Here is a 17422-nt window from a genome sequence, read left to right as displayed (position 1 = left end):
TCTTGCCCAGTGGGTCACGTCTTGAACAGTTCGTCCGCTTAGGTACGCTACGTGAGGAAAGTGGAACAAGTTCCGACGAAGGGGGACGTGGCGATGCCAGGGAAGGCCAAGGCGCCCACGAGCGCGAAAGCGCGCAGCGGCAATGGTCTCTCCGCGCTGGGCGGCGAGGAACTCGGCTCCGCGGCACAACGCGACCGGCGGCGCCGCATCATCGACGCGACCCTCACCCTCGCCGCGAAGGGCGGCTACGACGCGGTCCAGATGCGGGCGGTCGCCGAGAAGGCCGACGTCGCGCTCGGCACGCTGTACCGCTACTTCCCCTCGAAGATCCACCTGCTGGTTTCCGGGCTGGCCAGGGAATTCGAGCGCGCGCAGGAGAAACTCGACCGCGCGGCCATCCCCGGCGACACCCCGAGCGAACGGCTGATGTTCGTCCTCGGCCGCAACACCCGGCTGATGCAGCGGGATCCGCACCTCACCGAGGCGATGGTCCGCGCGTTCATGTTCGCCGACACGACCGCCGCCGCCGAGGTCGAACAGGTCGGGCGGCTGATGGAGAACATGTTCGCCAAGGCCATGGGCATCGAGGACCCGACCGAGGCCGATCGCGACATCTTCCACGTCATCGCCGACGTCTGGATGGCGAACCTGGTCGCCTGGGTGACGCGGCGCGCGTCGGCGGCCGATGTGGCGAACCGGCTGGAACTGTCGGTGCACCTGCTGCTGGACAAGAACGTCTGAAACCTCACGAGACCAGACCCACTCGGTACCGGGGTTCTGCCGGGTGCTGGGCTCGGCCCGGTTGCGAAAGCCACTTTCGCAACCTTCGACGTTGTGAAAGTGGCTTTCGCAACGTCGGCCGTGGCCGGGCCGGCACCGCATTGGTGATCATGTCGCGAAAGCCACTTTCGAGACGTCTGATGTCCCCAAAGTGGCTTTCGCGACGCCCGGCTCCAGACCCTCATGCCTTCACGGACCAGGCCCGGAGATCGCCAGCGGCCGGAAGCCAGTAGGTACCTGAGGCCAGAACCGTCGAGGCGGGTCAGGCGGTCAGCTTCGGCAGCACGTCCCGCCCGAACGTCTCGATGAACTGGTCCTGGTTCCGGCCCACGTTGTGGATGTAGATCCGGTTGAACCCGGCGTCGACGTACTTCTGCAGCGCCGCGCGGTGCACGTCCGGATCGGACGAGACGACCATGCGCCCCTCGAAGTCCTCGCGCCGCACGAGTTTCGCCATCTGCGCGAAGTCGAACGGCGAGCGGATGTCGGCCTTAGGGAACTTCATGCCGCCGTTGGGCCACTGGTCGAGCGCGTTGGCCCACGCCGTCTCGTCGTCCTCGGCCCACGACAGGTGCACCTGTAGCAGCTTCGGCATCGAGTCCGGGTCCTTGCCGGCCTTCCGCGCGCCGGTGCCGAAGTTGTCGAGGATCCCCGCCAGCTTCTCGATCGACGCGCCCGGCGTGATCAGCCCGTCCGCGAGCTCACCGGTCTTGCGTGAGGTGTACGGGCCCGCCGACGCGATGTAGATCGGCGGCGGCTCGTCCGGCAGCGTCCACAGCCTGGTGGTGTGCAGTTTGAAGAACTCGCCGCTGTGCTTGACGTCCTTGCCGGTGAACAGCTTCCGGATGACCTCGAGCGCCTCGAACATCCGCCGCACGCGCTCGGGCGCTTCGGGCCAGTAGCCGCCGATGATGTGCTCGTTGAGCGCTTCGCCGGAGCCGATGCCGAGCCAGGTCCGGCCCGGGTAGGTCGCCTCCAGGGTGGCCGCGGCCTGCGCGACCATCGACGGGTGCAGCCGGAACGACGGGCAGGTCACGCCCGGTCCGAGATCGCCGGTGGTGTTCTCCGCCAAGGACGCGAGCACGCTCCACACGAACGACGCTTCACCCTGTTGAGGGACCCACGGCTGGAAGTGGTCGGCGGCCATCTGGCCGGAGAATCCGTGCTGTTCGGCCAGCGCCGCCAGCCGGATCGACTCGCGTGGCGAGAACTGCTCCAGTGCCGCCGCCAAGCCGATTTGAACCTCAGTCACGCCTGCTGCCCCTTTCGAAAGCTCTCGGCGACCTTCGCGAACTGGTCGAGTCGTTCCAGTGTCGCCGCTTCGGGCTCGGTCGGCAGGAAGAGCGTCGCCTCGTCGACGCCGCCCTCGGCGAGCCTGCCCAGCGCGTCCTCTTCCGGAGTGGCGCCGAAGGCGGAGAACCTGATGTCGCTACGGCCCTTGTCGGCCAGCCACTGCCGCGCCCGGCGAAGCTCTTCCGGCGGGGTGTGCGCGTGCGGCAGCCAGCCGTCGCCGTACTTGGCGATCCGCTCCATCGCCTTCTGCCCCGCACCGCCGATGTAGATGGGCGGATGCGGCTTCTGCACCGGCTTCGGCCACGCGAAGATCGGGTCGAAGTCGACGTGCTCGCCGTGGAATTCGGCCTCGTCCTTCGTCCAGATCTCCTTCAGGGCGGCGAGTTGCTCGTCGACGAGCGCGCCGCGGGTGCGCGGATCCGTGCCGTGATTGCGCATTTCCTCCCGGTTCCACCCGACGCCCACACCGAAGACGAACCGGCCCCGCGAGACCAGGTCCAGCGAAGCGACCTCCTTCGCCGTGTGGATGACGTCGCGCTGCTGCAGCAACGCGACGCCCGTCCCCAGCTTCAGCTTCGACGTGGCCCCGGCCGCCGCGGTCAGCGCGACGAACGGGTCCAGGGTCCGGTAGTAGATCCGCGGCAGCTCGCCACCGCCCGGGTACGGCGTTTCCCGGCTGACCGGGATATGCGAATGCTCGGCGATGTGGAGCGAGCTGAACCCGCGCTCTTCGGCGGCTGCGGCGAGGACGTCCGGCCTGATGCCTTCATCGGTGATGAAGGTGGCGATTCCGATCTCCATGTCCAGCAACTACCCGGACACGCGCCGCGATATTCCCACCCGCTAGACGTTGCGCCGGTACTGCCCGCCCACCTCGAAGAACGCCTCGGTGATCTGGCCGAGCGAGCACACCCGCGCCGCGTCCATCAGCACACCGAACAGGTTGCCGCCCCGGGTCGCGGCCTCGCGCAGCGTCTTGAGCGCGACCTGCGCCTCGGCCTGGTGCCTGCGCTGGAAGTCCTCGAGCCGCTCCAGCTGCGAGCGCTTCTCGTCCTCGGTCGCCCGCGCGAGCTCGACCTCGACGTCGTCCTCGCCGCCGTTCGGGTTGCGGAAGGTGTTGACGCCGATGATCGGCAGCGTGCCGTCGTGCTTCTGGCGTTCGTACAGGATCGACTCGTCCTGGATCTTGCCGCGCTGGTAGCCGGTCTCCATCGCGCCCAGCACACCGCCGCGCTCGGAGATCCGGTCGAACTCCAGCAGCACGGCCTCTTCGACCAGATCGGTCAGCTCGTCGATGATGAACGAGCCCTGCAACGGGTTCTCGTTCTTCGACAGGCCCCATTCCTTGTTGATGATCATCTGGATGGCCATCGCGCGCCGCACCGAGCTCTCCGACGGCGTCGTGATCGCCTCGTCGAAAGCGTTGGTGTGCAAGGAGTTCGCGTTGTCGTACAGCGCGCACAGCGCCTGCAGCGTGGTGCGGATGTCGTTGAAGCTCATCTCCTGCGCGTGCAGCGACCGGCCCGAGGTCTGCACGTGGTACTTGAGCTTCTGCGAACGCTCGTTGGCGCCGTAGCGCTCCCGCATCGCGACCGCCCAGATCCGGCGCGCGACCCGGCCCAGCACCGAGTACTCGGCGTCCATGCCGTTGGAGAAGAAGAACGACAGGTTCGGCGCGAAGTCGTCGATGTCCATCCCGCGCGCGAGGTAGCTCTCGACGTAGGTGAAACCGTTCGACAGGGTGAACGCCAGCTGCGAGATCGGGTTCGCCCCGGCCTCGGCGATGTGATAGCCGGAGATCGACACCGAGTAGAAGTTCCGGACTCCGTGCTCGATGAACCATTCCTGGATGTCGGCCATCATGCGCAGGCTGAACTCGGTGGAGAAGATGCAGGTGTTCTGCCCCTGGTCCTCCTTGAGGATGTCCGCCTGCACGGTGCCGCGGACGTTGCGCAGCGCCCATTCACGCAGTTCGGCGGCCTCGGTTTCGGACGGCTCGCGGCCGTGCTCGGCCTTGAACGCCGCCATCCGCTGATCGATCGCGGTGTTGAGGAAGAACGCGAGGATCGTCGGCGCCGGGCCGTTGATCGTCATCGACACCGAGGTGCTCGGCGAGGTCAGGTCGAAACCGTCGTAGAGCACCTTCATGTCTTCGAGCGTCGCGATGGAGACACCCGAGGTGCCGACCTTGCCGTAGATGTCGGGGCGGGTGTGCGGGTCGTGCCCGTACAACGTCACCGAGTCGAAGGCGGTCGAAAGGCGCTTCGCCTCGGAGTCGGCCGACAGCAGCTTGAACCGCTTGTTGGTCCGGAACGGGTCGCCCTCGCCGGCGAACATGCGCGCCGGGTCCTCGCCCTCGCGCTTGAACGGGAAAACGCCCGCGGTGTAAGGGAAGTACCCGGGAAGGTGCTCGCGGCGCAGGAACGACAGCAGCTCGCCGGGTTCGGTGTAGCGCGGCAGCGCCACCCGCGGGATCCGGTTCCCGGAGAGCGTGTCGCGCCAGAGCTGGGTGTGCAGTTCCTTGTCGCGGATCTTCACGACCAGCTCGTCGGCCCGGTAGGACTCGGCCAGCTCCTGGAAGCGGGCAAGCAGGTTCGTCGACTCACCGTCCACATCGGACTCGGCGGCGGCGAGCAGGCCGTCGAGCGCGTCGGTGCTCGCGTCGACGGCGGCCAGCGCCTCCTTGGCGGCCGCGAGGTGCTCGCGTTTGCGCAGCGCGGCGACCTGCTGCTCGGTCTTGGCGTGGTAGCCGCGGACGGTCTCGGAGATCTCCGCGAGATAGCGCGTCCGGTTGGCGGGGATGATCGTGCTGGCGTCGGTGGAGACCTTGCCCTCGACCTTCGGGAGCACGCCGGGCGAAACGGTCAGGCCACGCTCGGCGAGGGTGTCGCGCAGGTGCTGGTAGAGCGCGGTGACGCCGTCGTCGTTGAACTTCGCGGCGCTGGTGCCGTAGACCGGCATGTCCTCGGGCGAGGAGCTGAACGCCTCGCGGTTGCGCACGAGCTGGCGCGCGACGTCGCGGCGAGCGTCTTCGGCCCCGCGACGCTCGAACTTGTTGATCGCCACAGCGTCGGCGAAGTCGAGCATGTCGATCTTCTCCAGCTGCGACGCCGCGCCGAACTCCGGCGTCATGACGTACAGCGACTGGTCCACGTAGTCGACGATGCCGGCGTCGCCCTGGCCGATACCGGGCGTCTCGACGATCACGAGGTCGAACCCGGCGGCCTTGCACGCGAGGATGGACTCCGAGAGCCCGGTGGGGATCTCGCCGCTGGTGGTCCGGGTGGCGAGAGAACGGAAGTAGACCGGGCTGCCGTCGAGGCAGTTCATCCGGATGCGGTCGCCGAGCAGCGCTCCCCCGCCCTTGCGGCGCGACGGGTCGACGGCGAGCACGGCGATGCGGAGCTTGTCCTCCTGGTCCAGCCGGAACCGGCGGATCAGCTCGTCGGTGAGCGACGACTTGCCCGAACCACCCGTCCCGGTGATGCCGAGGACCGGCACCGTCCGCGACTTGGCGGCCTCGGTGATCTTGGCCAGCGCGTCCTGCGGCAGCGCCTCGCGCTGAAGCTGCGTGATGACCCGCGACAGCGCCGGGATGTCACCCGAAAGCAGTTTGTCCAGCGAGCCGGGCGACTGCGCGGACAGGTCCGTGTCGCAGGCCTTGATCATCAGGTTGATCATGCCGGGGAGGCCCATCTCGTAGCCGTCCTCCGGCGAGAAGATCCGCGCCACGCCCCGCGAGTGCAGCAGGTCGATCTCCTCGCGGACGATGACCCCGCCACCGCCGCCGAACACCTTGATATGCCCCGCGCCGCGCTCGTTGAGCAGCTCGACCAGGTAGCTGAAGTACTCGACATGCCCGCCCTGGTAGGCGCTGATGGCCACGCCCTGGACGTCCTCGGCGATGGCCGCGGTGGCGACCTCGTCGACCGACCGGTTGTGCCCGAGGTGCACGACCTCCGCGCCCTGCGACTGCAGGATGCGCCGCATGATGTTGATGGACGCGTCGTGCCCGTCGAAGAGGCTCGACGCCGTCACGAAACGAACGGGGTTCACGGGCCGGTGCAGGTCGCTGGTCATCTCTCCAAAATACTTGGACTTCCTACTGTTTTAAACCCATCCACTCGCGTGATGGCGCTCTCACTCGTCCTTGACAGATCGACGCGCACCAGTATATTCAACCCAAGGGTTAAACAACCGATTGATTGAGCAGCGATGACCACTGATCAGCTCAGCGCCACGTTCGCCGCGTTGGCGGACCCCACCCGGCGGGCGATCCTCGCCCGGCTGGCCACCGGCGAGGCCAGCGTCAACGAGCTGGCCGAACCCTTTCCGGTCAGCCTCCAGGCCATCTCCAAACATCTCAAGGTCCTCGAGCGCGCGGGCTTGATCAGCCGGGGCCGGACCGCGCAATGGCGGCCCTGCCGGCTGGAGGCCGCCCCGCTCGGCGACGTCTCCGAGTGGGTCGAGCGGTACCGGCGCTTCTGGGAAGGCGGTTTCGACCGCATGGAAGAACACCTCGCGGAACTGAGGAAAGGCGAACGAAATGACTGACACCGTCACCCTGCCGGAGGTCGTCTCGGCGGCCGACTGGCAGATCGCCCGAGACGCGTTGCTGGCCAAGGAAAAGGAGCTCACCCGCGCCGCGGACGCGATCGCCGCCGAGCGGCGGCGGCTGCCGATGGTCCGCTTCGACAGCACCTACGAGTTCGACGGGCCCCAGGGCCGGGTCACCCTCCTCGACCTGTTCGAGGGACGGCGGCAGCTGATCGTCTACCACTTCATGCTCGCCCCCGGGCAGAAGGCGGGCTGCCCCGGCTGCTCGATGCTCGTGGACAACATCGGCCACCTCGCGCACCTGCACGCCCGCGACACCACGCTGTACGTGGTCGCGCCGGCGACCCTGCCCGAGATCGAGCGGTACAAGGAGCGGATGGGCTGGACCGTCCCGTGGGTCTCGACCGTCGGCGGCTTCAACCCCGCCTGCGGCATCGACGGCGGGTTCGGCGTCAGTGTCTTCCTGCGCGACGGTGACGACGTGTTCCGGACGTACTTCACCACCGACCGCGGCGGGGACCAGCTGGTGGGGACGCTGCGCTACCTCGACCTGACGCCGCTCGGACGGCAGGAGGCCTGGGAGGAGTCCGGCCGCGGGACCGACGGCCCCGGGCACTGGTGGAAGCGCCACGACGAGTACTGAGCCCGGACGTCCGCGAAGGCCTCCTTGCCTACCCTGACGGTCAGGGCCCCGGCAAAGTCGCATGAACGCCGGCGGTGCCGTTCTTGATGATACGAACTGGACCTCCGGCGGGGCAGCTGCCAGCGGGTCCGAACGGGCAATAGAGCACGGATCGGTGTCCTTACGGTTTCGGACAGGGGTCGTGAGTGGTATGGACGGTTCTAACCGCCCTTGCCACTCACGAGACGTGACCACCAGACCCGCCGCGTTTGCTCGCCCCGTAGTACGTAATGGCCCCCTTCCTGTACCTAGGTGCAAGGAAGGGGGCCTTCATGTACTGGGGAAGCTGTGAAGGTCGAGTTTCCTCGGCTGAGCCGAGGGAAGGGGTCCTTCACGCGCGACCGCTGTGACTGCTGGGCCTGGTGGTGTTGCCGAGGCTGAGGTGGCGATGCGTAGTCCGTGAAGGCCTCCTTCCCTACCTTCAGGGTAGGCAAGGAGGCCTTCACGGAACTTTTCGCGGAGCATGTCGAGAACCCCGCACCCGCTCCGACCCCTCGGTGTCCGGCGCCCGGAAGGCGGGCGCCACACCGGAGGGATCAAGCCATGCGCAAGCTCGTCTACGCCGTCCACACCTCGCTCGACGGCCGCATCGAGGGCCCGGGCGGCGAGTTCGACTGGGCCGACATGGGCCCGGAGCTGTCCGCCCACTCGCAGGAGCTCACCGACCGCGCCGACACTCTCCTCTACGGACGGCGGGTCTGGGACATGATGTCGTCCTACTGGCCGCAGGCGGAAGAGATCTCCGACCACCCGCACGATCTCGAGTACGCGCCGATCTGGCGGAAGACGCCGAAGATCGTCTTCTCCCGGACGCTGGAGGAGGCGGACTGGAACACCGAGGTGATCGGCGGCGACCTCGCCGCACGCGTGGCCGAACTCAAGGACAGGCCCGGCAAGGATCTGCTGCTGATGGGCGGGGCCGAACTGGCCACCGCGCTCGCCGACCACGGCCTGATCGACGAGTTCCACGTCGTCGTGCACCCGGTGGTACTCGGCGGCGGCAAGCAGGTGTTCGGCGGCGGAGTGCGCACAGACCTGCGCCTGACCGGCACCCGGACGATGGACGGGCGCGCGGTCCTGCTGACCTACGAAAAGAAGTGAAACCCGGGCGGCAGCCCCTACGCTGCCGCCGTCAGGTTCACCTCGCGTTGCTCGCGCGCAAGGCGATCCACTGCCGCATCGCGTACTCGACCAGCGTGATCAGCGTCTGCTTCGTCGACTCCCGTTCCCGGGCGTCGCAGCGGACGATCGGGATGTTCGGGTCGATCGACAGCGCTTCACGCACGTCGTTGATGTCGTGCTCGAGGATGCCGTCGAAGGTGTTCACCCCGACGATGTAGGGCAGGCCCCGGTCCTCGAAGAAGTCGATCGGCGCGAACGAGTCGGCCAGCCGTCGCGTGTCGGCCAGCACCACGGCGCCGATCGCGCCGCGGACGAGGTCGTCCCACATGAACCAGAACCGCTGCTGCCCGGGCGTGCCGAACAGGTAGAGGATCAGGTCCGCGTCCAGGGAGACCCGGCCGAAGTCCATCGCGACCGTGGTGGTCGATTTGTTGGGCGTCTGGTCGAGGTTGTCGATCCCCCGACTGGCGTCCGTCATCATCGCCTCGGTGGTGAGCGGGACGATCTCCGACACCGAACCGACGAAGGTCGTCTTACCCGCACCGAAGCCACCCGCCACGACGATCTTCGCGGATGTCATGGTCGGGGGCGCGGTTTCCCGCGGTGCCTTAAAGCCGACGGAGTCCACTCAAAACCCTTTCCATCAACACCAGATGTGCCTCGGCGCCGTCATTGCCCGAAATCGTCTTGTGCACGCTGACCAGCCCCGCGTCCGCCGCGTCGCTGATCAGCACGCGTGCCACACCCAGCGGCACACGCAGGGTCGCCGCGATCTCGGCGACCGAACGCGGGGTGCGGCACTCCTCGATGATCGAAACGCACTCGATCTGGTCCGCGGCGATCGCGGGGAGGCTACCCGAGTCGACGTGGTCCTTGGTGGAGATGAGGGTCTCCAGCTCGAGAGCGTAGTTCGCCTTGGTCCGGCCCCCGGTGAGGGCATAGGGACGGACGATCGCCGTCTCCTCGAGCGGCGACGGCGCCTGCTCGAAGACGGCGGGCATGATGAACTCGCCACTGGGCGGACCCGGGTCGAAAAGACCACCTGGTCTCGGCCCGACGGCGCCTGCGCCGCTGTCGGGTGGAGAAGCAAGTGAGGTCACGCGGTCTCCTTGATCGGTCGGCTGCGGGACTGCCGATTCCCCGGCGGCGGGTGCTCCGCCCGCCCGGGAATCCTGAGGGTGCTTGTTCTTCTTGCGCTTCCGACGACCACGTCCCGAATCCAGGGTGAAGCCGTTCAGGACGTCGGCGAAGGTGCCGTCGTCCCGTGAACCGGCGGCATTGGCAGCCCCCGCGTGCGGGGGCTGGTGTTCACCCGTCCCCGGCGGTTCGCCGAAGGATCCGGACCCGGTGCTCATCGGGACATCATCCCACCGGTTCGCCGATCAGCGACCCACCGGCGCCCTGCAATTGCGCGCGAAGTTCCGGGGTGAGGATCTGGCCGACGCGATCGACGAGCATCGTCATCTCGTAGGCGACCTGCCCGATGTCGCAGTTCGGGGCGGCGAGGATGGCCAGGCAGGAACCGTCGCTGATGGACATCAGCACCATGATGCCGAGTTCCATCTCGACGACGGTCTCGTTGACCGCGCCCGCCTCGAAGCACCGCGCGGCGCCCTGGGTCAGGCTGACCAGGCCGGACGCGACGGCGGCCAGCTGGTCGGCGCGGTCCAGCGGGAGCCTGCTGGACGCGGTGAGCAGGAGGCCGTCCGCCGACACCACCACGGCGTGCGCCACTCCGGGTACGCGCTCGGCGAAGTCGTTCACCAGCCACCCGAACTGGTTCTGCTGGGGCTGGGCCGGGTTCGGCGAGGTCATTCACCCTCCAGGGTTTCGTGGTTGGCTTCGGTCGCCTGGGCTGTGTGGTGCCGTCCGCGCTGGATGCCCTGCTGGAAACTGCTCAGGCGACCGCGCACGTCGTGCGCGTCTCGCTGTGGTCGGGGGGTGACCGCCCCGGCGGGCGGTCCCGCGCTGCCCGGGAGCAGCTGCTCCCCGCGACGGCGCCTGGGTAATCCTGCCGAAGTCATCCGCGAGGGCACGGACTGGGACACCGCTTGGGCGGCTTTCCAGCCTTCGTCGGAGCCGAAGTTCCAGGCGTCCGTCCGCTCGGTGGCGGCGACCGGTTCCGGTTCCGGGCTCGCTGCCTGCGGTTTCCTGCTCGGCAGTGCGGCGGGCGGGGCCGCGGGACGCGCGGCCGTCTCCGGTGCCTTCGCGGGCTCGGGTGCCTTCGATGGCTCGGGCGCCGCGGCCTGCTCGGTGGCCGCCGGTTGTTCGGGCTTCGTGTCCGGCTGGGCGGTGGCGGACTGGGCGGCGGCCGGCGTGCCCTTGTCCGCCGCCTCCTTGCGGCCCCGCTTGACGCCCTGCTGGAAGCTGCTCAGCCTGCCGCGCACGTTCGCCGGGTCGCGGACCGGCAGCTCCGATTTGGCGGCGGGCTCGGCGGCCGGGACCGACGACGCCGCGCTGCCCGGCAGGAGCTGCTCGCCCTTGCGGCGACGCGGCAACCCGGCCTGGGTGAACGTCGACGGGGCGTTCTGGGAGACCTCCTGCACCGTGCGGAAGGCCTTGTCGCTGGCGAAGTCCCAGGTGCGGGCCTCCTGCTCGGCGGTCGGCGCGGGCTCGGCCGTCTTCTCCTCGGCCTCCTTCGCCCCCGGCTTCTCCTTCTTGGCCGCGGGTTTCTCCGCGGGCTTTTCCGGAGCGGGCGCGGGCGAACGGAACCACGCCGACAGCATCTCGTCGAAGATCGGCGTCGTCTCCGATTTGGGCGCTGCGGTGGGCGGCGGCGGGGCCGCCGGGGTGGTCGCCTGGCTCCACCATTCGCTCAGCGTGGTCCCGGTGTTCTTGGCCTCGAACAGTTCCTTGCCGCTGGGCAGATCGCCTTCCGCCGGGGCGGGTTTCTCCGCTTCCTTGGCGACCGGCTCGGGCTCTGCGGCGGGTTCCGGTTCGGGGCGGCGCGGTTCCGGCGCGGGCGGCGGTGTCGTCTCGTCCTGGGGAATGGGGCTGAACAGCGCCGTTCCGGAGATCTCCAGATCGGACGGCGGCCGCGAATCCTTGGGGCCGTGCCCGTTGACCCCGGGCTTGGTGTGCCCTGCCAGGTCGTTCGCCGACGGCCACCGCTCCCCTCCCTGCGAGGGCACGCTCGGCATCGCCGGGCGCGAACCGTTCGCGGGCCGCTGGCGGCGGGGCAGGCCGCCCGGCTGCTGCGGCGGCAGCGGCGCGAGGCGCTGGGTGATCGGGCCGGTGGCGGGGCCGGGGTCTCCCCCGGGCGGGGCCATCACGAGGTCCGCCGGGACCGAGACGGTGGCGCGCACGCCGACGATGTCCTTGCCGCCGTGCAGCGAGACACCGATGCGGTGCCTGCTGGCCAGCCGCCCGACCACGAACAGGCCCATCCGGCGCGAGGTGGTGAGGTCGACGTTGGGTGCCTCGGTGAGCCGGGCGTTGGCCTCGGCGACCTCGGCCTCGTTCATGCCGATGCCCTTGTCGAGGATGTCGATGCCGAACGAGCCGTCTTCGACGAGCCTGGTCGCGACCGTCACCTGGGTTTCCGGGGCGGAGAAGGCCGTGGCGTTGTCCAGCAGTTCGGCGATCAGGCGCATCAGATCGTTGGCCGCGTACCCGACCAGCCGCACCGGCGGCGGGTTCTGCACGGTGACCCGCTGGTACTGCTCGATCTCGGACACCGCCGCGCGCACCACGTCGGTGGCGGAGACCGGCTGCCCGGAGCGCCTGCCCGGCTCGGCGCCGGAGAGGACCATCAGGTTCTCGTTGTTGCGGCGCATGCGGGTGGCGAGGTGGTCCAGCTGGAACAGCGTGGCGAGCTGGTCGGCGTCCTCCTCGTCGCGCTCCAGCCGCTCGATCAGCTGAAGCTGCCGCTGCACGAGGCTCTGGCTGCGGCGGGAGAGGTTGACGAACACGTTGCTGTAGCCGGTCCGCATCGAGGCCTGCTCGGTGGCCAGCCGCAGCGCCTGGTGGTGCACCTTGTCGAAGGCCCTGGCGACCTCGCCGATCTCGTCGTCGCCACCGACCGGGACCGGCCGCACGTCGGTGCCCTGCGAACGCCCCTCCTGGATGTTGCGGACAGCGTCGGGCAATTGCTTCTCGGCGACGTCGAGTGCGCTGGCGCGCAACACTTTCAGCGAGCGCAGCAGCTGGCGCGTGATGAGGAAGACGACGGCGACGGCGAGCACCATCGCGCCGAACAGCAGGACCGCGAGCAGGCCCGCGCCGCTGCTGGCGTCGTCGACCAGTTCGGCCGACACCGCGCTCGTCTCGGCGCCGAATTTGTTCGCGACCTCGCCGACCTTCCCGATCACCGCGGTCGAGGCGTCGGTCCAGCCCTGCGCGGACAACGAGCGGAACGCCTGCGCGGACGGGGTTCCCTGTTCGCCGAGGGCGGTTTTCGCGAGCCTGTCACGGTTTTCCATCGCCTGGTCGGTGACGGCGGCGCTGAACTCCTGACGCTGCTGTTCCGAAGCGGCGGCACGGAAGTCGGTGAGGCGGTCGGCCAGCCGGAGTTCGGCGGTGCGCACCTGGTCGAGCTCGCTCGGCGCGAGGCTCGACCGGGCGATGCCGAAGGAGACCAGAGCCTGGCTGAGCGACAGCTGTTCCTTCATCATGGCGAGGTCGTGCAACGCCGTGGGGGTGCCGCCGAGGACGTCCTGTCCGGCACCGGCGGCCAGCGCGGTGTCGAGGGCGAGCAGCGCGGTGGTGACGTCGGTGTACTCGCCGATCGCCTGGACGGGATCGAGCTGCCCGGAGGAGGCCCGCTGCCGGATGTCGGGCAGCCGGTCGAGCTGGGCGGCCGCCGCTTCACGCGCTTGACGGAGCGACGGCTCGTTCTCCACGGCACGCGTCGCCGCGGCGCCGTAGAGCGGGATGGCGGTGTCGACGTCGGCGCGTGCCGAAGCGAGCTCCAGGGTCCCGCCGACGGTGCCGGCGGTCAGCCCCGCGGCGGACTGGGTGCGCTCGCGGCCGAGGCCGTCGGCGAGGGTGCGGATGTGCCCGCTCAGCGCGACGAGACGGTCGAGCCGCTGGTAGCCGTCGGACCGGCCGACCTGGCCGGCGATGGTGGCGATGCCCAGCGCGAGCGCGATGAGGATCGGTACCAGCGTCACGGCCGACAGCTTCACCGGCAGGCTCCAGTCCCGCCAGCGCACGAGCGTGCGCCAGCCGGTGGCCCACCGAGATGGCCGGGGAGTGCGTCCCAGCAGCTCCCCGACCGGCACTTGGCCTTCTCCTGCAACGGTCACGTAGGTGACTCCCTGTCCGGCGTCCTGGCTCGGTCTGAGGCGTCCGTTCCCGCAAGGTGTCCGCCTGCGGGGAACTCGGCCCGGGTCTGGCCGCGTGACCGATCGCGACGTGGGGAAATCGGTCCGGCGATCCTGGTGTCCCTGGTGTCACTGGGCACACCGGTCCGCTTCGGAAGTTCTTGCACCTGCACGTGCAGGTCGCAACCTGCGAAGTGCATGGCCGTCGAGATCAACTTTTCTTTGCCAATCGGTCACTGCGGGTCAGCCGGGCCAAAGAATCGTACACCAATCCGGGTGCCGTCAATTCCGTTCAGTACACGGGTGCTGACCAGCGAAAAGCGTGCGCCCGAACGATCCGCGGGGCAGGAAAACCGCTCGCGCGTCACAAACGAGGGAATTCCGGTTACGGGTTGCGCGGATACACAGGGTGCCCTAATCACCCGATCAGCCTACGTACGGTAGCCGCGTCGCCCGGACGAACTACTTTCCGTGCCCCCAACGGGTGGGTCAAGCCCAAATATGTGCCCGATGTTGTGGCCTTGACCCCCAAGCCGGTTCGATGTCGCCCGACATGGTGATTTCTTTCGAGACGCCCGGTGAAGCGGGGGATCTTCCCCGGACCGGGATGGCGGGCACGGTATCGGAACCCGTCGCTCCGAGGTAGCGAAACTACGATCTGTCACCAAAATGGGCGACAGAGCGTGGTCGTCGTCCATCGTTTGCCGCAGTGGGCCGTTCGGGCGACGACCGCGCGTGACAATCCTGCTCACTACGACGAGTGATAAAGGCGGTTCATTCCGGCCGAAACGATTTCCGGAAACACCAATGGAAGGTAAAACCGAATACCTCCCCACGCCTTCGTGGAACCGGGGTCGCCTATTCAGAGCGGGTGAAGCCGTAGTTAGTATGTGCGCTCCCCGTACCGCGCCACGGATGCAAGCCCCGGAGGAACCCATGCCCGACGTCGCGCGTCCTTACGCGGCGAGCAACGCCCTGGAGGACACCGGGCAGATGCCCGCGCTGTTCGTCCGCGAGCGCCAGCCCACTCCCCCGCCGCCGCGCGCCACCGGCCCGGACTTCGACCGGATCCAGCACGGCAAGGAGTTCGTCGCGCTGCGCAAGACCTTCCGCCGGTTCGTGTTCCCGATGAGCCTGCTGTTCTTCACCTGGTACATGACGTTCGTGCTGCTGGCCGCCTACGCGCACGACTTCATGAGCCGGAAGGTGTGGGGCGAGGTCAACGTCGGCATGCTGCTCGGGCTCGGCCAGTTCGCCAGCACGATCCTGATCACGGTCGCCTACCTGAAGTTCGCCAAGAAGCGGCTCGACCCCAAGGTCGAAGCCCTGCGGGCCTCCGTCGGGGCGGGTGAGCGATGAGCCTCCCCGACAACGACCCGGTGCTGAACATCGCGGTCTTCGCGCTCTTCGTCGCGATCACCCTGTTCGTGGTGTACCGCGTCAGCACGCGCAACTCGTCCACTTCGGACTACTACGCCGCGGGCAGCGCCTTCACCGGGCGGCAGAACGGCATCGCGCTTTCGGGTGACTTCCTCTCGGCGGCGTCGTTCCTCGGCATCGCCGGGGCGATCGCGATCCACGGCTACGACGGCTTCCTGTACTCGATCGGGTTCCTCGTCGCGTGGATGGTCGACCTGCTGCTGATCGCGGAACTGCTGCGCAACACCGGCCGCTTCACCATGGGCGACGTGCTGAGCTTCCGGATGAAGCAGCGCCCGGTCCGCGCCGCGGCCGCGACGTCGACCCTGGTGATCTCCTTCTTCTACATGCTCGCGCAGATGGCGGGCGCCGGCGGCCTGGTGGCACTGCTGCTGGACATCCACGGCGGTATCGGCCAGGCGCTGGTGATCGGCGTCGTCGGTGTCGTCATGGTGCTGTACGTGCTGGTCGGCGGGATGAAGGGCACCACGTGGGTGCAGATCATCAAGGCGACGATCCTGCTGCTGACCGGTGCGCTGATCACGGTGTTCCTGTTCGGCAAGTTCGGCTTCAGCTTCTCGAACCTGCTCGCGGCCGCCGCCGACAGCAGCCCGCTCGGTGACGAGCTGCTGGAGCCGGGCGGCTCCTACGGCAAGAGCGAGGTCACGAAGCTGGACTTCGTCTCGCTGGCGCTCGCGCTGGTCCTCGGCGCCGCCGCGCTCCCGCACGTGCTGATGCGCTTCTACACGGTGCCGAACTCGCGCGAGGCGCGCCGCTCTGTCGTGTGGGCGACCGCGTGCATGACGATCTTCTACCTGTGCACCCTGGTCATCGGCTTCGGCGCGGCCGCGCTCGTCGGCCCCGAGGCGATCAAGAACGCGCCCGGTGGGGAGAACTCGGCGGCGCCGCTGCTCGCGCTGAACATCGGCGGCACCGTCCTGCTCGGCATCGTCTCGGCGGTGGCGTTCGCGACCATTCTCGCCGTCGTCGCCGGGCTGACGATCACCGCTTCGGCGTCCTTCGCGCACGACGTGTACGCGAACATCTTCAAACGCGGCAAGGCGGAACCGGCCTCGGAGGTCCGCGTCGCGCGGCTCACCGCGGTCGCCGTGGGGGCGCTCGCGATCGTGGGCGGCATCCTGGCGAACGGGCAGAACATCGCGTTCCTGGTGGCGCTGGCGTTCGCCGTCGCGGCGTCGGCGAACCTCTCGACGCTGCTGTACTCGCTGTTCTGGAAACGCTTCAACACCACCGGCACCCTGTGGGGCATCTACGGCGGGCTGATCGCCAGCCTGGTGCTCGTGTTCTTCTCACCGGTGATGTCCGGGGCCGCGGACTCGATCATCAAGAGCGTGGACTTCCACTGGTTCCCGCTGAAGAACCCGGGCCTGGTGTCGATCCCGTTCTCGTTCCTGTGCGGGTTCGTGGGCACGTTCGTCGGCCGGTCGAAGGCCGATCCGGTCAAGCACGCGGAGATGGAGGTGCGGTCCCTCACCGGGATCGGCTCCTGACGCGCCTCGACCCGCGACACGTTGCGAAAGCCACTTTCGCAACGTTGAAGGTTGCGAAAGTGGCTTTCGCAACACCGACGTTGGTCGCCGGCGCGCGGGCTGCGATCCAGCCGGCCACCCAACGCGCGACACCGCCCGACGCGCGCGACGAAGGGTCCTTGCAGAATTCGCAAGGACCCTTCATCACGTTCGGAGACCGTCCAGCACGATCGTGAGAAGCCGCTTCGTGTCCTCCTCCGAAGCCTTGCTCGCGGCCGAACCCAGCCCGTGCCCGAGCCGCAGGATGTCGACGCCCGCGACGTCGGGCCGGAGCACGCCCTCGTCCTGAGCCGCCTTCACGATCGTGTCGGCCGCGGCCCGCAACCGTGCCTGGCACCAGGCGAAGACTTCGGAGCCCGCGTCGACGGACGCCTTCAGCGTCATCGCGAGACCGTGCTTCTCGACCACGTAGATGACGTGCGTGGCCAGCCACGTCTCGAGCGCCTCGCCCGGCGGCAATTCGTCGAGCAGGTCGTACGCCTGCTGTGCCAGACCGTCGATCTCGTCGCGGTAGACGGCCTCGATCAGCTTGTCGCGCGTCGGGAAGTGCCGGTACAACGTGCCCGCGCCGACACCGGCGCGTTTGGCGATGTCGTCGGCGGGCACGTCCACACCGTCGGCGGTGAACGCCTCCTTCGCCACGGCCACGATGCGCTCGTAGTTGCGCCGCGCGTCCGCGCGCATGGGGCGGGCCGGATCGGCCGTGACCATCTGCACCTCCTCGGGCGACGAAAACGGAGACGTTCTCCGAATTC

The 17422-nt window shown here is 68.6% G+C and carries 14 protein-coding genes; 6 read left to right on the top strand and 8 right to left on the bottom strand.

What is annotated here, in order from left to right; all coding sequences use genetic code 11:
- The first annotated feature begins 93 nt into the window (after positions 1-93).
- The gene (kstR, locus tag ACZ1DY_RS14845; protein ID WP_038523880.1) at positions 94-741 is read left to right on the top strand and encodes a cholesterol catabolism transcriptional regulator KstR; all 648 of its coding nucleotides are present in this window, start codon (positions 94-96) and stop codon (positions 739-741) included.
- A gap of 301 nt (positions 742-1042) precedes the next feature.
- On the opposite strand, the gene ACZ1DY_RS14840 is transcribed toward kstR, so the two are convergent.
- From ACZ1DY_RS14840 to icmF, 3 genes are read right to left on the bottom strand one after another with little or no spacing between them, the layout of a single operon-like run.
- Entirely contained in the window at positions 1043-2032 is a 990-nt protein-coding gene (locus ACZ1DY_RS14840; RefSeq protein ID WP_034322416.1) for a TIGR03557 family F420-dependent LLM class oxidoreductase, read from the bottom strand.
- The gene (locus tag ACZ1DY_RS14835; RefSeq protein ID WP_257487978.1) at positions 2029-2874 is read right to left on the bottom strand and encodes an LLM class F420-dependent oxidoreductase; all 846 of its coding nucleotides are present in this window, start codon (positions 2872-2874) and stop codon (positions 2029-2031) included. The genes ACZ1DY_RS14840 and ACZ1DY_RS14835 overlap by 4 nt, the downstream gene beginning before the upstream one ends.
- A 42-nt stretch (positions 2875-2916) precedes the next feature.
- On the bottom strand, positions 2917-6153 hold the full coding sequence (icmF, locus tag ACZ1DY_RS14830) for a fused isobutyryl-CoA mutase/GTPase IcmF (RefSeq protein ID WP_465484696.1): 3237 nt from the start codon (positions 6151-6153) through the stop codon (positions 2917-2919).
- 135 nt (positions 6154-6288) lie between these two features.
- Here icmF and ACZ1DY_RS14825 point away from each other — a divergent pair, with 135 nt between their 5' ends.
- From ACZ1DY_RS14825 to ACZ1DY_RS14815, 3 genes are all read left to right on the top strand, one after another.
- Positions 6289-6627: an ArsR/SmtB family transcription factor gene (locus tag ACZ1DY_RS14825; RefSeq protein ID WP_257487980.1), complete on the top strand. Its 339-nt coding sequence runs from the start codon at positions 6289-6291 to the stop codon at positions 6625-6627.
- Complete coding sequence (locus tag ACZ1DY_RS14820) at positions 6620-7273, top strand: DUF899 domain-containing protein (protein WP_465484695.1); 654 nt, start codon at positions 6620-6622, stop codon at positions 7271-7273. The genes ACZ1DY_RS14825 and ACZ1DY_RS14820 overlap by 8 nt, the downstream gene beginning before the upstream one ends.
- Before the next feature lie 582 nt (positions 7274-7855).
- The gene (locus ACZ1DY_RS14815) at positions 7856-8413 is read left to right on the top strand and encodes a dihydrofolate reductase family protein (RefSeq protein ID WP_126737626.1); all 558 of its coding nucleotides are present in this window, start codon (positions 7856-7858) and stop codon (positions 8411-8413) included.
- A gap of 37 nt (positions 8414-8450) precedes the next feature.
- Here ACZ1DY_RS14815 and ACZ1DY_RS14810 read toward each other — a convergent pair whose 3' ends face one another.
- From ACZ1DY_RS14810 to ACZ1DY_RS14795, 4 genes are read right to left on the bottom strand one after another with little or no spacing between them, the layout of a single operon-like run.
- Positions 8451-9014, bottom strand: a complete 564-nt coding sequence (locus ACZ1DY_RS14810; protein WP_007033694.1) for a GTP-binding protein — start codon at positions 9012-9014, stop codon at positions 8451-8453.
- Between the two features lie 28 nt (positions 9015-9042).
- A complete protein-coding gene (locus ACZ1DY_RS14805) occupies positions 9043-9789 on the bottom strand; it encodes a DUF742 domain-containing protein (protein ID WP_185927429.1) in 747 nt (248 codons plus the stop codon).
- A 7-nt stretch (positions 9790-9796) separates the two neighbouring features.
- The gene (locus ACZ1DY_RS14800) at positions 9797-10249 is read right to left on the bottom strand and encodes a roadblock/LC7 domain-containing protein (protein WP_005166055.1); all 453 of its coding nucleotides are present in this window, start codon (positions 10247-10249) and stop codon (positions 9797-9799) included.
- A complete protein-coding gene (locus tag ACZ1DY_RS14795; protein WP_465485660.1) occupies positions 10246-13656 on the bottom strand; it encodes a sensor histidine kinase in 3411 nt (1136 codons plus the stop codon). The genes ACZ1DY_RS14800 and ACZ1DY_RS14795 overlap by 4 nt, the downstream gene beginning before the upstream one ends.
- A gap of 978 nt (positions 13657-14634) precedes the next feature.
- On the opposite strand from ACZ1DY_RS14795, the gene ACZ1DY_RS14790 reads away from it, so the two are divergent.
- Positions 14635-15057 carry a DUF485 domain-containing protein gene (locus ACZ1DY_RS14790; protein WP_126734838.1) on the top strand — a complete coding sequence of 141 codons (423 nt, stop codon included), beginning with the start codon at positions 14635-14637 and terminating at the stop codon, positions 15055-15057.
- Entirely contained in the window at positions 15054-16628 is a 1575-nt protein-coding gene (locus tag ACZ1DY_RS14785; protein ID WP_465484694.1) for a solute symporter family protein, read from the top strand. Before ACZ1DY_RS14790 ends, ACZ1DY_RS14785 begins: the two co-directional genes overlap by 4 nt.
- 183 nt (positions 16629-16811) lie before the next feature.
- Here the strand turns inward: ACZ1DY_RS14785 and ACZ1DY_RS14780 are convergent, their stop codons facing one another.
- Positions 16812-17378, bottom strand: a complete 567-nt coding sequence (locus tag ACZ1DY_RS14780; RefSeq protein WP_465484693.1) for a TetR/AcrR family transcriptional regulator — start codon at positions 17376-17378, stop codon at positions 16812-16814.
- Positions 17379-17422: the final 44 nt, after the last annotated feature.

This window comes from Amycolatopsis sp. PSD-21 (assembly GCF_055561455.1).
Note: the sequence above shows the minus strand (reverse complement) of the source record. Positions and strands in the feature narration are given on the sequence as shown.